This is a genomic window from Clostridium polynesiense, assembly GCF_000820705.1.
GTDB classification, from domain to species: Bacteria; Bacillota; Clostridia; order Clostridiales; family Clostridiaceae; genus Clostridium_AA; species Clostridium_AA polynesiense.
Window position 1 is genome coordinate 34,735 of record NZ_CCXI01000113.1, and the last position, 15,372, is coordinate 50,106.

The window sequence follows — 15,372 nt, forward strand, 5'->3', positions numbered from 1 at the left end:
ACTATCAATTATTATATTATAAAAGAAACTTTAACTTTTCACCAGTGGTATTTATATAAAATTTAACAAAGAGACCTTTACTTTATATATTTTTAGTGTATAATTAATATATAACAAATAATCATTATTAAGTAATACTATATACATTTATTACTTCTATTTGTTTGCCTATATTTGATAATAAATTAACATATATAATAAATTATTATGGAGGATGCGTGCATATGAAATCTTTAGAAGTTAAAAAGGATATTTATTGGGTTGGTGCCTTTGACCCGGATTTAAGAATTTTTGATATTATAATGTATACCCCTTATGGCACAACTTATAACTCTTATGTTGTTAAAGGAAGTGAAAAAACAGCTATATTCGACACCGTTAAGGCTCAGTTTTTTGATCAATATATAGAAAGATTAGATTCCTTAAATATAGATATCAAAAATATTGACTATATAGTAGTAAGCCATACAGAGCCTGACCATGCCGGATCCGTAGCAAGAATATTAGAGCTTTCCCCTAAAGCTAAGGTGGTGGGAAGCGCTGCTGCTTTAAAATTCTTAAAAGGAATTGCTAACAGAGAATTTGAATCTATAACCGTAGGTGATGGAGACAGCCTAAGCCTTGGAAATAAGACCCTTAACTTTATTTCTACTCCTTTCCTCCATTGGCCTGATACTATATATACTCATATACCTGAAGATAAAACTTTGATTACCTGCGATTCTTTCGGAACACATTACTGCTTTGAAGGTATGTATGACGATCTTATACCTGAAGATAAACTGGGAGAATATATGGAGTCTTTAAGATATTACTATGATGTTATCATGGGACCTTTTAAGCCTTATGTACTTAAAGCTTATGATAAAATAAAAGACTTGGACATCGATATGATAGTTCCTGGACACGGTCCTATTTTAAGAGAAACCCCTTGGAAGGTAATTGAGCTTTATAAGGAATGGAGTACTCCTGTGGAAAATAATACAAAGAAGGTAACTATTTCTTACGTTTCTGCTTATGGATACACTGCTCAAATGGCTGAGACCATAGCAGAAGGTATTAAATCCGTTGGAAATATAGAGGTTAAACTTTATGATGTAATTCATCATGATATGAAGGATATAGTAAATGATATATCCAATTCAGATGGTATACTTTTTGGCTCCCCTACTATAGTAAGCGAACTTTTAGAGCCTATAAGAGACTTGTTATCCAAGCTGAATCCTGTTATTCACGGTGGAAAAACAGCTGGAGCCTTCGGTTCTTACGGTTGGAGCGGAGAGGCCGTTCCTAGGATTAATACAAGATTAAAAGAGCTTAAAATGAAAATTTATGGCGATGGACTGAAAATAAACTTTAAACCTTCTGATGAGGATTTAAAGGAATGCTTTAATTACGGAGTAGGTTTTGCCAATATGATGCTGGGAAAATCTCCTGAAGACGATGGTGCTTCATCAAAAAAAAAGTCATTAAATGATGATGAGTCAGAAGACGATGGTCCCACGCAAAGCTCATCATCCTTTGAAGAAATAAAGGCCTCAGGTAAAGTAAAGCTATGGAAGTGCGTGATATGCGGAGAGATTTTCGAAGGAGAGCTTCCTCCGGAAATCTGCCCTGTATGCGGCGCTGGCAGGGATCAATTTGAAGAGGTAAAGGCGGCGAAAGAAGCCTTTAAATCAGAAAGTAAAGATCAATTTATCATTATTGGAAATGGTGCTGCTGGCTTCTATGCAGCAAAATCTATAAGAGAAAGAAATTCAAAATGCAGTATAACCCTTATTTCTAAAGAAGAGGCTAATTCTTACTTCAGACCTCAGGTTTCTGATTTAATATCCGGACCTGTTCCAGATAAAAAGCTTTATTTGGTTTCACCGGAATGGTATGAAGAAAATAATATCCATAAAATATTAGGTGCTGAAGTTGTGGAGATAAAATCTCAGGACAAAAAGATAGTATTAAATACCGGCGAAGAATTAAGCTATGATAAGCTGATACTTGCTAACGGAAGTTATAATTTCGTACTGCCTATTAAAGCGGGAGATATTACTTTAAGTCCTGACAACTACAGAAGCATCCAGGGAATATATACTGTTAAGGATATTAAAGATGCTGTCGGCTTAAGGGATTCCCTTGATAAGGCTGAAAACGCAGTAGTTATAGGCGGAGGTTTGTTAGGTCTTGAGGCTGCCTGGGAAATGCATCAAAAAGGCGTTAAAGTTACAGTAGTAGAATTTTTCCCAAGACTTCTTCCTAGACAGCTGGATTTAGAAGCAGCAGAACTATTTGAAAAAATAACAAATACCTGCGGCATCGATATAATCCTTGGCGACAGCGCTGAAGAAATTATCCTTAAAGATAATAAAGTAAGCAGTATAAAATTGAAAAGCGGAAAAACTGTAGATTGCGATGTACTATTATTTTCAGTAGGTATAAGATGCAATATATCCCTTCCAAAGCAAAGCGGTATATCCGTTGATAAAGGCATTATAGTAAACAAAAAAATGGAAACTAATCTTCCTGACATTTATGCCTGCGGTGACTGCGCAGAATTAAACGGGATAGTTTATGGAAACTGGCCAGCTGCTATTGAAATGGGCAAAGTTGCAGGAATCAATGCTGCAGGAGACAATGCAGAATTCCAGCAATTTGTTTCTTCTGTTATATTTAACTCTATGAATGCCAGAGTTTTCTCTGCAGGCACTATAAACTTTGAAGATAAGAGCTTAGAGCAGCTTTCCTTTAAAGACGAAAGCAAAAATATCTATAAAAAGTTATTCTTCAAAGACAATAGGCTCGTAGGCGGAATCCTCTTAGGCAATATAGCGGCTTCTACAAAGATTATGAACGGTATTAAAAAAGCTATAACCAAAGAAGAAGCTTTAAGCAGCAATATACTGTAAACCATACTTTTACCAGCCACATAAGCTTTAATTGTAAATAGTATACTATGATGATAAAAATCGAGAGTGAGGACTTTAAATAATCCTTCCTCTCGTTTTTATTTTCACTGAAACAGATTGTCCAATCAGTTTATATAATATAAAATTTAAAATGAAGAAAAAAACTCCTTCCGGAGTTTTTTAAAAACATTAAATCTAAGAAATTCCAGAGGAATCCCCCTAAACCTTTCAATTTTAACTTTTAATTCTAAATTAACTTTCAGCATTTTAATTCTAAATCAGTTTTAAGCCTTACTGTGTCTGCAATTCTTCCTTTTCCGGCCTTTTATTGCTTACAAATCTAAAATCCTCAGCTACAACTTCAGCAATATATCTCTTTTTACCATCCTCGTCTTCATAGCTACCGGTTCTCAACCTTCCGCTGATGCTGATTAGGCTACCTTTTTTCATATATTCACATACAACCTGAGCTTTTCTACCCCAAATGGTAACAGGTATAAGGTCTGCTTTTTTCTCACCATCGGCTGAGCGAAAGTTTCTGTCTACAGCAATTACAAATCTTGCAAATACTTTTTCACTGCCTTCTAGTATTCTTAATTCTGGATCTTTAATCAATCTGCCAACCAATACAATTTTATTCATCTTGCATACCTCCAATATAATTCTATTGAAGATTATATCCATTATACCTGAGTTTATACATTTATTACTAAATATTCTTCATTTTACATGGTATAATTTATATATTTTTCTATAAGTGATATAATATAGAAGACTATAGAAATCATGGGGGAAGGAAAATGAAAAAAATAAGTTCAAAAATAACCTTAGCTATAGTAGTCTGCACTATTTTAGTTTCCTGTACTGTGGCTATGACAAGCACTTTGATTATTATGAATTCCGTTAAAGCTGAATCGCAGGATAAAATGGGGAATCTTGCAGAAGCAAAAGCTAACAGCTTTGACAAAACTCTTATGAAGGTTACCTCTGTGTCACACTCCTTAGCTAATGCCGCAGAAAGCATTATAGATATAAATACCTTGAAGAAGGATTTAAATGCCTATGACAGCCAAATGAAGCATTTAATCAAGGAGTACTGTGATACAAATAACGAGTTTTCCGGTGTATTTGTAATCTTTGATCCTTCGGTAACCGCTAATGTAAAGGAATACATAATGCAGGATAAAGATCGTACAGGAAATTATGAGTTTACAAACCAAAGAACAATTGGAGAGTACACCGCTGAAAATGGGGATTTAAAGTGGTTCTACACATCTCTTAATAATAAAAGCTCCAGCTGGAGCCAGCCCTATACAGATTCAGCTTCGAAGCTTAAGCTTATAACCTACAGTGTACCTGTATTAAAGGAAGGTGTTGCCATAGGAGTTGCCGGAGTCCATATACCTTTAAGGGATTTTAAGTCTTCTATAGAAGATATGAAGATTTATAATTCCGGATACGGATTTCTGCTAAATGAAAGCTTTAGATTCGTGATTCATGATAAATATAACGAAGCAGATACTTTAAGCAGCATAGAAGAAGGACGGTTTAATGCTTTAGAAGAGTACATAAAATCCAATGGAAACGGCATAACTACTGAAGTTATAAACGGGAAAAAATCAAAAGTGGTTTTTTCACGTATGTCTAATCAGTGGACCTTTGGCATTATAGCCCCGGAAAATGAGGTGTATGCACCCATTACACGCCTTATTATCATAGTATCCATCTTAATATTCTTTGGAATTATTTTTTCTATTATTACAGCTATGGTCATAAGTGGGAGGATTTCAAAGAAAATAAAGGCAGTGACTCAGGCTATAAAAAGAACTGCGGACTTAAACCTTGAGCATTATGAAAATCAGGATATAAATTCAGCTTTGCAGCAAAAGGATGAAATAGGAGAAATGGCTACAGCCCTGGCAAATCTCAGGGAATACTTGAGAAGGGTTGTTTCCCTTTTAAAATCAAACTCTGAAAATCTCATGGATAATTCAAATATGCTGGTGGAAATAACAAAGCAGAACTCAAGAGCTATTACCGCGGTATCCTCCAGTATAGAAGATCTGGCACAAGGTGCTATGAAACGAGCTAGGGAATCCAGTGAAGGGCTGCAGGAGCTTTCATTGCTTTCTAAGGAAGTGGAAGAAATCGTGCAAAGCTCCCGAAGGGTTAACTTTCAATCAGAAATAGCAAAGGATAAGAGTCTTAACGGCTTACAGGCAATGAACCTTTTGAAGGATCGCACTAGTGATAATGAAGATGTAGTTAATAAATTATCCCATACCACTGAAGATCTGACAAAGGCCTCTAATAGCATAAGCAGCATAGTCACCAGTATAAGCTCCATTGCAGAGCAAACTAACCTTTTAGCTCTGAATGCAGCTATAGAGGCTGCCAGAGCCGGTGAGTCAGGGAAAGGATTCTCTGTAGTAGCTGAGGAAATCAGAAAACTCTCTGAACAGACTTCAGAATCCACAAAGACTATAGGAACCATAACAAATCAGATAGTAAAAAGCATTTCAGATATGAAAAATAACATGGAGCTTTCTAAAAGTGTAATGACGGAGGAAAAACTTTCTGTAGACAACGCAGAAACCTCCTTCCATGAAATATATGATGCTATAGAGGAAACTACCAAGCAGATTGAAGTTCTTTCTGAAAAAGTTAATAGAGTAAATCAAAAGAAAGATATAGTTCTTTCTATATTTGAAGATATATCTTCCATAGCACAGGAATCAGCCGCCTCATCGGAAGAAATATCAGCTTCTGTGGAAGAGCAGTCAACCTCCATGGAAGAAATCACAAACTCAGCCTCTGCCTTAAGCAGCATTGTCACAGATTTAGATGAGGTTACCGGCAGATTTAAAATATAATTCTGATTATAAAATATATAAAAATAAAAAGCTTTGGCGGAGAAACATAAAACTTCCTGCCAAAGCTTTTTATTTAATTTGTATAAATAAATCTGTGGAGCTTTTCTATATTTTTATCTCTATCCCACTTTAGATAAAAAACACCTTTTATTTCAGTGTCCTGCTTAAACTCATCATAGGGACATCTAGTTTCCTTGATTCCATTTTTACCGTAAAGAACTACCTTTGATCCTAATGATATCATTTCAGTGTTGGATAAACTTGTTTCAACATAAGGTGCAAGTTTGTTTACCAGCTCAGGATACCTGGTTATAGGAGCACTTTTAATTTTATCAAACACAGCAAAAAGCACCCTTCTCTGCCTTTCCGTCCTTTCATAATCAAAATTGCCAACATACCTTATCCTGCTGTATGCCACCGCCTGCTGTCCGTTAATTTTCTGATGTCCTGAATTTGAAAGAGGAGTATACTTTGTTCCGGTGATCTTTGCAATGCTTTTAGCATAGGAGTTTAAAAGAGGAAGCTCGTTAGCTTTAACGTTTATCTCTATCCCTCCAATTGCATCTATAATGTTAGCCAAGCCTCCGAAATCCACCTTCACATAATCCTTAATATCCAGCTTAAACTGCTCATTTACAACTTTTACCGAATTAACTTCTCCTCCGTAGTTATAGGCATAATTAAGTTTATTAACATTATTATCGCCGTAAAACACATAAGTATCCCTTAAAAGAGAGGACATTTTAATCTGCTTTTTAGTATTGTCTATGGAAAGGACTATTATGCTGTCAGAGGCATTCTCCTCTTTATCCACTCCTAATAAAAGTATATTTGTCACGTCGTTTCTTTTTATATCCTTTCCTTCCTCATTCTGTATGGTATCAGGTATTTCGCTTACCGAAACCGCATTTTCATCTATTTTTATATTTTTAATTTTATTTAGGTAAAAATACCCTACTGCTCCTGCAGAGACTGCAAGCACCAATAATACACCAAGAATAATAGCTACGATCTTTACACCCCTGTGTTTCCTCTTGTTACTGTTCCCCTTCATAAAAATCCACCTTCCTTATTGCTTTGCTCAGCAATCTGTACGCTATCAGACAGCTAAAATTATTATACATTATATTATACGTAAAATCCTCCAATAAAAGTTAAAATACTTTTATTGGAGGTTATTATTTATATAGGATTATTAATTTTAATTTTCTCCATTCTTTTTTTAATATATCTATGCTTCATACTCTTAAGCTTTTCAAGGGTAAACTTAAAGATAATATTGGTTAATATTATGAGTACCGCTACTGCCGCTGCAGTAGAAATATCCCCTGCATCGTACCTGTCTATCATTTCTACTGATGCCACTTTTGTTTTTGTGGTATATAAAAAGGTTACCGCAGATACTGTCATCATAGAATTTACAAAGAAATATGAAAAGCTTTCGATAATTGCAGTTTTGGACATGGGTAGTATAACCCTAAAAAACACATGATACCAAGGCATCCCCAATGATTCCGACAAATTCTCGTATTCTCTATCCAGCTGCTTCATGCTTCCTGTAATAGTCTGAAAAGGAACAGAGTAAAAATGCAGTACATTGGCAAGTATCAGTATAAAAAATGTCCCGTATATAAAATTCAACGGATTATCTTTATCGTTAAAATGAAGGATATAAGATAAACCTACTACAAGCCCAGGCAATGCTAAAGGAATTAAGGATAAAAATCTCACCGCCGTTCTAAGGGGCTTGAAATCTCTTCCTCTTTCACTTATATATGAAGCTATAATGGTTATGATAGTCCCCATAACAGCACTGAGCATGGCTACAAATATAGTATCCCTATATATCTCCATTACGCTTTTACCTAAGGTTTTAATCTTAAACCACTGAAGTGTTAAGCTTAAATCATAAGGCCATCTCTTTACCAGAGCAGCAAATAATATTGTGACAAAGATTCCTAGTATTATGAAAGATACTGACGCAGTGAAAAAGGCAAGTACGATGTCTCTTCCTTTATTTTCTTTAATTATATAAGGTCTTGCCTTTGAATCCACCGCTGAATTCCTTCGGCTAATTAACCTGTCTGCAATAAAAGCTATAACAGAAGGTATAATAAGCAGCATTCCTACCACAGCACCCATGGTTATGTTCTGCTGTCCTATAACCTGTTTAAATATGTCCGTAGCAAGAAGATTATAGTTGCCTCCTACTACCTTAGGGGCTCCAAAATCCGTAAACACCATTGTAAATGCTGAAAAGAAGGCACTGATAATTCCAAACTTAACTCCCGGCAGTGTTATCGTGAAAAACTGCTTTACACTACTAGTACCCATTACTTCTGCAGCCTCATATAACCTGTAATCTACTGTCTTAAAGGCTACAGAAAGCATCAGGTAGACCGCAGGAAAAACGTATATTGCCTCTGCAAATACTATTCCCCATTTTCCGTAAAGAGGAAACTCAAAATTCAGCCAGGGTAAAGCCCCAAAAAAACCGGAGGTTATAATCCCCTTTGCTCCGAAAAGGTAAATCAGTGCTATACCATGGGTCATTGAGGGTGCAAAAAGAGGCAGCATGGCAATCCACCTATATATTCCCTTACCCCTTATGCTGCTTCTCTCCAGTGCATACACATACCAAAAAGCTATAAATAAAACTATCACAGTAGTTATCAGCGAAACGGAAAAGCTGTGGCTTACGGAGCTTGCAACTCCCGGAGAAGAAAAATACTTTTGAAAATTTTTTATACCTATAAAGCTTCCATTAGAAAAAAACACCCTGGAAAAAAGCGTCATAATAGGCAGCAGAAGAGCTGATACCAAAAAACACAGTGAAACTCCAAGGAATAGGAGCTTTAAAAATCGTGACTTTCCCATTGTCCTCAAAGTTATTCCTCCAATTTCTTAAGATTTAAAGTATTTATGAAGATATCTGAACCCATTTTTAAGTTAAATTTTTCTTCTATAGCTGAAAACATGTCTATAGCTATTTCTCCGCATTCTAATTCTTCTTCTGCATCTGCGGTTATTCTGTAAAAGGGTCCTCTAAACTCTATACTTTTAACCTTATATTTTTCGTAGCCCTCTTTCTCTTCTATGGAATATTCCACTTCTTCCGGTCTTATCATAAAAATATCATCCGCTTTTCTTATAAAATTAACCTTTCCTATAAAATCAGCTGCATACTGATTTACAGGATGCTTATAAATTTCTTCCGGGGTGCCTATTTGAACTATTTCAGCCTCCTTCATAACCACTATTTTATCAGCAAGGGTTAATGCCTCCTCCTGGTCATGGGTTACCATTATAGTAGTTATTCCTAGCTTTTGCTGAATCATCTTTAATTCATGCCTTAAATACTCCCTTACCTTTGCATCTAAGGCGCTTAACGGCTCATCTAAAAGAAGTATATTTGGAGAAAGGGCAACAGCTCTTGCCAGGGCTACCCTCTGCTGTTGACCTCCTGAAAGTTCATTAGGATATTTATGCTTTTCAGACATAAGCCCTACAAGTTCCAAAACTTCATTTACCTTTGAGTTTATCTCCTCTTTGGAAAGCTTTTTATTCTTTAATCCATAAGCTATATTTTTTTCAATGGTCATGTTTGGAAAAAGCACATAATTTTGAAATACTATTCCCATATTTCTTTTGGACGCTTCCAGATTTGTAATATCTTTATTCTCCAGGAGAATTACTCCTTCATCAGCCCTTTCGAGACCGCATATTATCCTTAAAAGAGTAGTTTTGCCGCATCCGGAAGGTCCTAAAAAACACAGGAATTCCCCTTTGTTTATTTCAAGATTTATATCTTTAAGAGCATTAAACTTCCCAAATTTTTTATTTACACCTTCTATTTTAAGATAACTCATATCACTGCACTCCATTAATTATTTGATGAACCATATCTCTTAGTCCACTCATTTATTATTCTGCTTCTGTTTTCTGCCATCCAGCTTAGATCCAGCTTTAAAAGCCTCTCCTTTACATTTTGTGGATAGCCCTCTACCTTGGAATCCATACCTTCATAGGTGATAAGTCCTCTATTTACAGAATATGCATCCATGGCCTCTTTAGAAATAGCCCAATCTAAGAAAAGCTTTGCTTCTTCCTTAATCTCCTTTTTATTTACAAGAGCATTAACCTCTGCGTCCCATCCAAAATCCTCTTTGGTAAATATAGTTTTAAGCTGAGGGTTATTCTTCTGCATTCTTAAGCTTTCAAAGTCCATACCTAAGCCTAAAAATTGTTCTCCTGTAGCAGTAGTTTTAGTAGGTGCACTTCCTGAATGAACATAACTTTTAATGTTCTTGTGAAGCTCATCCATGTACTTCCAAGCCTTTTCTTCTCCCATGGATTTAATCCATGAGGACACAAGCAAGTAACCTGTTCCTGAAGATCCAGGATTAGGCATAACTATTTGTCCTTTATATTCAGGCTTTATTAAATCCTCAAAGGATTCAGGCATAGGTAAATTTTTGCTTTTTCCTTCTTCTTCATTAGCAGATATTATTCCAAACCAAAGACATGTACCTACCCAGTGAGGAATTTCATTTTTCGAATCCACAAATCTTTTATCTATCTTCTCAATTCCCTGAGGCTTATATTCTGCCAAAACCTTTTCACCATCCAATATTAAACAGCTGGAAGCAGCTAGTCCCCAAATCACATCCGCTTGAGGGTTGTCCTTTTCTGCCAGAAGCTTAGCGGTAATAACACCGGTGGAATCTCTCACTATATTTACCTCTATGTCCGGGTACTTTTTATTAAAAGCCTCTTTATAAGCCGGTATATATTCGCTTTCTATAGAAGTATATACAGTAATTTCCTTCTTTTCTGCTTCTTTCTTACTGCCGCATCCTGCCACAGAAAATGTCAATAACACACTTAAACACACCGCTGACAACTTTTTAAAATTCATAATTACACCCTTCCTACTACTTATAATTTTTTGTCAGGTGCCAGGCACCTGACATTATGTTCTCCTATAAGTCATTTGTCAGGTGCCTGGCACCTGACAAAATCATCTGATGCAGCTCTTTAAATAATCTTCTGCAATCTGTAAATCCTTAATAGAATCGATTTCGAACCAATCATCAGAATTGATTTTTGTAATGTACACCTCTGCATTAGCCAAAGATTTGTTAACAACCTCGTCCCAGTACATACTGTTAAAGCTGCCTTCCCTTACAGCTTCTTCTAAAGCCTCTTTTATGATTCCCCCATCTTTTTCAGTCCAGTAGGATATTCCGCACATAATATAATCCGTACCGTCCCCTACCTCTATTTCATGGATCCTTCCATTTTCATCAAAGTGGAATATCCATTCTGATTTAAAATCCTTCTTAATTCCGGAAAAATAAGTAGAAGTCTTCAAATCCCTTGTAAAAAAGTTTCTTGTCATATAAACATCTGCTTCAGTAACGTAGGCATCCTTTAAATAATCCCTTACAAGATACATAGTATAAACATTATTATAAACATTATATTTATCATTATTTATGAGTTTCACGCCGTATTTTTCTTTAAGATAATCAAAACGCTCTGCCATATAACCTGTAACGATTATTATTTCTTCTATACCTTTTTCTTTTAAAAATTCTATCTGCCTTTCAAGAATAGGTTGTCCCATAACCTTCACTAAGGATTTAGGACAGTTGTCTGTAAGGGGTCTAAGCCTTGTCCCCATTCCCGCAGCCATTATAATAGCTCTCATTTTATCCCTCTATTCAAAGTTAGTAATTAATCTATAGGTTCATATTTTGAACACAATATAATATTACCATTTTAATACAAGGTATGCAAGAATATTTTATGAATATTATAAACAAAATGTAAACACCCCTATAAGTAAAATCAAGGTGTTTCACTTTATAAATAATAATTCTTTTTAAGCTTAATCTGTATAAAAATACATTTTTAGATTATTACACTGATTATTCATGAACTATTTTCTTTAGATATTCCATAAAGCCATCTTTAAGCTCCGGTCTTTTCAAGGCATAATCCACTGTAGCCTGAAGATATCCAAGCTTATCGCCAACATCATATCTGTGACCTTCAAAGGAATAAGCGTAAATAGCCTCCTCCTTCATGAGAAGTCTCAAGGCGTCGGTAAGTTGAATTTCACCATTTACACCTGGTGCTGTATGCTCCAGTATTTCAAATATCTTTGGAGTTATTATATATCTTCCCAATATGGCTATATTGGAAGGAGATTCCTCCATTTTAGGCTTTTCAACCAAATCCTTAACCTTATATACATTTTCCTCAATTTTAAGAGGAGTTACTATTCCGTATTTGCTCACATCTTCCTGAGGAACCTGCTGTACTCCCAAGATGCTTGTTTTATATTCACTATAGCAGTCAAGAAGCTGCCTTAGGCATGGCTTGGAACTATCTACTATATCGTCCCCCAGCATTACCGCAAAGGGTTCATTTCCCACGAAGGTTTTAGCGCAGTAAATTGCATGGCCGAGACCTTTCGGCTCCTTTTGTCTGATATAATAAACTTCTGCCAGTGAAGATATACCTCTAACCAGCTCTAAAAGATCCTCTTTATTTTTTTCTTCTAATTCTTTTTCTAATTCTACTGATTTATCAAAATGGTCTTCTATGGATTTTTTATTTCTTCCTGTTATTATCAGTATCTGTTCAATGCCGGAGGAAACCGCTTCTTCCACTATGTACTGAATAGTAGGCTTATCTACTATAGGAAGCATCTCCTTTGGCTGAGATTTGGTTGCTGGTAAAAATCTTGTTCCTAGACCTGCAGCGGGTATTATAGCTTTTTTTACTCTCATAATAAGTCCCCCTTAAATATGATATACATTTTTATTATAACTCATAATAGGTTAAGATTATTCAATCCACATATCCCTATACATTATAATATTTAAAGGATGAACTTTAAAGCCCTTTATTCTTTTATTATAACCATAAGTAACACAAATGTTTGTTAAAGTGATCCACGGAGCATCCTCCATCATCTTGGCTTCAAGCTTGCTTAGTCTTTCTCTGTATTTATAAGGATTTTGAGTCATTTTAGATTTTTCCAAAAGCTTCATTAACTCCGGATTATTGTATTTGTTTCTGTTTGAGGAATTATTAATATCTATTAAAGGCTCTATAAAATTATCCGCGGTTCCTGAATCTCCAAGCCATCCAAAAAGAAACATATCGCAGTTTTTTAAGTTCTTTTCATCATAATAATCTTTTGGTTCAAATTCTTTTAATTTGACATCGATATTAAGCTGCTTTAAATCCTCGCTTATGATATTGAACAACTTGTATTGAAAAGCATTTTTGTTAGAATTTTTAGTTACATGAAACTGCAGAGTTCCACCTTTGACCTTGCTTGCCTCCATAAGCTGTCTTGCCTTCAACATATCTTTTCTGTAGCCCTTATTTTCCTTATTATTAAAAAGTATGTTAGGAAATACTCCTCTAGCTGGAGTTTCCAAACCTGCCAATGCTTCTTTAACTATTTTATCTCTATCGACAGCATAATTTATAGCCTGCCTTACTTCTCTGCTATTTACCAAAGGATTGCTGCTTCTAAAGTTAAAAGCTATAAATCTTAAGCCTGCACATTCAATTTTAGAAACATTGAATTCTGACGGCTTAATCCTATCTTTATTGTGAGCTCCTATGCTTATATAATCTATTTCTCCAGAAAGGAATCTCTCCTCAGAATTTTCCTGTTGGAAATTAAAAACTATATTATCTACCAAAGCTTCTCCCAAAGGATAATTCCCTACCTTTTTCAGCCGCAATGAGGTTTTATCGCAGGAAATAACCTTATAAGGTCCCGCACCTACTGGATTACTGCTTATCTTATCTATATCCTCCCTAGGTACTATAACACAGGAGCTGTGAGCAAGATTGCTTAAAAAGGCTCCATAAGGATATTTTAAAATAACCTTGAGGCTGTAAATATCTGCAATTTTTAATCCCTCTACTTCTCCGGCTCTTCCATTATAGAAATCTTCTGCCCCCTGAATCAGAGAAAGAAACCATCTGTTTGGAGAATTTAATTTTTTACTCAATAATCTTTCAAAAGAATATTTAACATCCTCTGCGGTAATATTTCTGCCATTATGAAACTTCATATCCCTTCTTAAATTAAATATCCAGGTAATATTATCACTTTCCAGATGCCAGGATCTTGCTATACCTCCTAATATATCAGTACCTGTACCAAACTGTACAAGTCCTACATGTATTGGAGCCAGAAGATTGGAGATACTAATATCGCTGCAGAATGCAGGATCCAAGGTTGCAGCAGCCTGGCTTTCCATGGTAAATGTAGTTTCTTCTGCTTCACCATCAATATTTTCTATATTAGTTAGTATATTTAAATTATCTATAGTGCTTTTCAGCATATTTAAGCTGGCCTTTTGCCTTTCAGCATTAACAGAAATATTTTCATTTAATGCTTTAACAGCCTCCGCTACCTTAACCATGCCGTCTATTACATTTATCAGATACTGATTTTTATTAGACTGCTCCTTTACAGCTTCCCCTATCTGATGGGAAATAGCCCTGGTGGTCTCCACTGAGGCCACCATGTCCTCTATAGTCTTTCCTGTGGTTTCAGCAACAGAAGTGCTTTCTCTTACCTTTTCAACTCCGGAAATTATAGTATCAAGAGTTTTAGCGGTAACTTCTCCCATATCCTGTATTATCCTATCTATCTCATTAGCAGATTGAGAGCTGCTTTCTGCAAGCTTTTTTACCTCTCCTGCCACTACTGAAAATCCCTTTCCCGCTTCTCCTGCCCTAGCTGCTTCAATATTAGCATTTAAAGAAAGCAGATGTGTGGTCTTTGCAATTCCTTTAATCGTGTCTACTATCCCCTTAATTCTTGATGATTTGTCCATTAAAGCATTAATTACTTCCTTCATATTTTCCACGGTATCTTTAACGTTTTCTATGCTATTAATAAGAGTCTCCAAAGATTCTCTTCCTAACTGAGCTTTTTCCATGGTGCTTCCTATTATTTTTACAGTCTCATCCACATTGGCCGTAACTTCCTCGGCAAAGGCCCCCACTTCTAATGACACATCCACAGTTTTTTGAACATGATCCCCTTGTTTTATCATCTCCTGGTTAATACTTTCTACGGAATCGATTAACTCAGAAGATACCATTAAAGCCTCCTCTATTTCACCTTTTATTCTTTTTCCTATAATCCCCTGATACTTTTGATTTTTAATAAGCTTCAGCGGATTTTTCTGAAGCCTTTTTCCCTCATCTGTTATATCTTCATCTTTAATATCAAATTCATTATTATTTTTTCTTTTTACCCAAAGCATTAATAATCCCCCTTATACAATTTATACCATTATATCTACATTTTACCTGAATATTCTCACTATTTCTAGTAAAACTTTTTCTCTGCAAGAGAATGGGGTAGAATTTAATGAAGATTCTTAAGCTTCACAGGCTAAAAGTTTTGAAGAAATGTTCAAATTCTGCAGAATACAAAAAAGCTGCAGCTTTATCTGCTGCAGCTCAGAATCAGTTTTATTATATATCCAGCCTGCCTTCTTTTAAAATTTTCAAATAAACCTCTTCTCCTGCCTGCCAAATCTCATTTT

General features: G+C 35.4%; 11 protein-coding genes. 3 read left to right on the forward strand and 8 right to left on the reverse strand.

Going from position 1 to position 15,372, the window contains the following annotated elements; all coding sequences use genetic code 11:
• Window positions 1-224: 224 nt before the first annotated feature.
• A complete protein-coding gene (locus TA89_RS19065) occupies window positions 225-2,900 on the forward strand; it encodes an FprA family A-type flavoprotein (protein ID WP_040213324.1) in 2,676 nt (891 codons plus the stop codon).
• Window positions 2,901-3,191: 291 nt separating this feature from the next.
• Here TA89_RS19065 and TA89_RS10805 read toward each other — a convergent pair whose 3' ends face one another.
• Window positions 3,192-3,542: a single-stranded DNA-binding protein gene (locus tag TA89_RS10805; RefSeq protein WP_040213325.1), complete on the reverse strand. Its 351-nt coding sequence runs from the start codon at window positions 3,540-3,542 to the stop codon at window positions 3,192-3,194.
• 158 nt (window positions 3,543-3,700) lie between these two features.
• Here TA89_RS10805 and TA89_RS10810 point away from each other — a divergent pair, with 158 nt between their 5' ends.
• Window positions 3,701-5,773, forward strand: coding sequence for a methyl-accepting chemotaxis protein (locus TA89_RS10810; RefSeq protein ID WP_040213327.1), 2,073 nt, complete (start codon window positions 3,701-3,703; stop codon window positions 5,771-5,773).
• Window positions 5,774-5,846: 73 nt separating this feature from the next.
• Here TA89_RS10810 and TA89_RS10815 read toward each other — a convergent pair whose 3' ends face one another.
• The 7 genes from TA89_RS10815 to TA89_RS10845 all read right to left on the reverse strand — a co-directional run bounded on the left by TA89_RS10815 (window position 5,847) and on the right by TA89_RS10845 (window position 15,087).
• Window positions 5,847-6,827 carry an LCP family protein gene (locus TA89_RS10815; RefSeq protein WP_052447445.1) on the reverse strand — a complete coding sequence of 327 codons (981 nt, stop codon included), beginning with the start codon at window positions 6,825-6,827 and terminating at the stop codon, window positions 5,847-5,849.
• Window positions 6,828-6,955: 128 nt separating this feature from the next.
• Window positions 6,956-8,650, reverse strand: coding sequence for a putative 2-aminoethylphosphonate ABC transporter permease subunit (locus tag TA89_RS10820; protein WP_242850121.1), 1,695 nt, complete (start codon window positions 8,648-8,650; stop codon window positions 6,956-6,958).
• 11 nt (window positions 8,651-8,661) lie between these two features.
• The gene (locus TA89_RS10825) at window positions 8,662-9,642 is read right to left on the reverse strand and encodes an ABC transporter ATP-binding protein (protein ID WP_040213332.1); all 981 of its coding nucleotides are present in this window, start codon (window positions 9,640-9,642) and stop codon (window positions 8,662-8,664) included.
• A gap of 14 nt (window positions 9,643-9,656) precedes the next feature.
• Window positions 9,657-10,691 (reverse strand): putative 2-aminoethylphosphonate ABC transporter substrate-binding protein, encoded by a 1,035-nt coding sequence (locus TA89_RS10830; RefSeq protein WP_040213333.1) that lies wholly within the window; start codon window positions 10,689-10,691, stop codon window positions 9,657-9,659.
• A 102-nt stretch (window positions 10,692-10,793) separates the two neighbouring features.
• A complete protein-coding gene (locus tag TA89_RS10835; RefSeq protein ID WP_040213334.1) occupies window positions 10,794-11,486 on the reverse strand; it encodes a CTP--phosphocholine cytidylyltransferase in 693 nt (230 codons plus the stop codon).
• A 220-nt stretch (window positions 11,487-11,706) separates the two neighbouring features.
• A complete protein-coding gene (gene galU, locus TA89_RS10840; RefSeq protein ID WP_040213335.1) occupies window positions 11,707-12,573 on the reverse strand; it encodes a UTP--glucose-1-phosphate uridylyltransferase GalU in 867 nt (288 codons plus the stop codon).
• A gap of 57 nt (window positions 12,574-12,630) precedes the next feature.
• On the reverse strand, window positions 12,631-15,087 hold the full coding sequence (locus tag TA89_RS10845; protein WP_040213336.1) for an ABC transporter substrate-binding protein: 2,457 nt from the start codon (window positions 15,085-15,087) through the stop codon (window positions 12,631-12,633).
• Window positions 15,088-15,194: 107 nt separating this feature from the next.
• Here TA89_RS10845 and TA89_RS18300 point away from each other — a divergent pair, with 107 nt between their 5' ends.
• Window positions 15,195-15,341: a hypothetical protein gene (locus TA89_RS18300; protein ID WP_156120038.1), complete on the forward strand. Its 147-nt coding sequence runs from the start codon at window positions 15,195-15,197 to the stop codon at window positions 15,339-15,341.
• The last annotated feature ends 31 nt before the right edge of the window (window positions 15,342-15,372 follow it).

Excerpts from the sequence above, each read along its gene's own strand:
- TA89_RS19065 (WP_040213324.1), top strand. The coding sequence starts at position 225 with ATGAAATCTTTAGAAGTTAAAAAGGATATTTATTGGGTTGGTGCCTTT.
- TA89_RS10805 (WP_040213325.1), bottom strand. The coding sequence starts at position 3,542 with ATGAATAAAATTGTATTGGTTGGCAGATTGATTAAAGATCCAGAATTA.
- TA89_RS10810 (WP_040213327.1), top strand. The coding sequence starts at position 3,701 with ATGAAAAAAATAAGTTCAAAAATAACCTTAGCTATAGTAGTCTGCACT.
- TA89_RS10815 (WP_052447445.1), bottom strand. The coding sequence starts at position 6,827 with ATGAAGGGGAACAGTAACAAGAGGAAACACAGGGGTGTAAAGATCGTA.
- TA89_RS10820 (WP_242850121.1), bottom strand. The coding sequence starts at position 8,650 with ATGGGAAAGTCACGATTTTTAAAGCTCCTATTCCTTGGAGTTTCACTG.
- TA89_RS10825 (WP_040213332.1), bottom strand. The coding sequence starts at position 9,642 with ATGAGTTATCTTAAAATAGAAGGTGTAAATAAAAAATTTGGGAAGTTT.
- TA89_RS10830 (WP_040213333.1), bottom strand. The coding sequence starts at position 10,691 with ATGAATTTTAAAAAGTTGTCAGCGGTGTGTTTAAGTGTGTTATTGACA.
- TA89_RS10835 (WP_040213334.1), bottom strand. The coding sequence starts at position 11,486 with ATGAGAGCTATTATAATGGCTGCGGGAATGGGGACAAGGCTTAGACCC.
- galU (WP_040213335.1), bottom strand. The coding sequence starts at position 12,573 with ATGAGAGTAAAAAAAGCTATAATACCCGCTGCAGGTCTAGGAACAAGA.
- TA89_RS10845 (WP_040213336.1), bottom strand. The coding sequence starts at position 15,087 with ATGCTTTGGGTAAAAAGAAAAAATAATAATGAATTTGATATTAAAGAT.
- TA89_RS18300 (WP_156120038.1), top strand. The coding sequence starts at position 15,195 with ATGAAGATTCTTAAGCTTCACAGGCTAAAAGTTTTGAAGAAATGTTCA.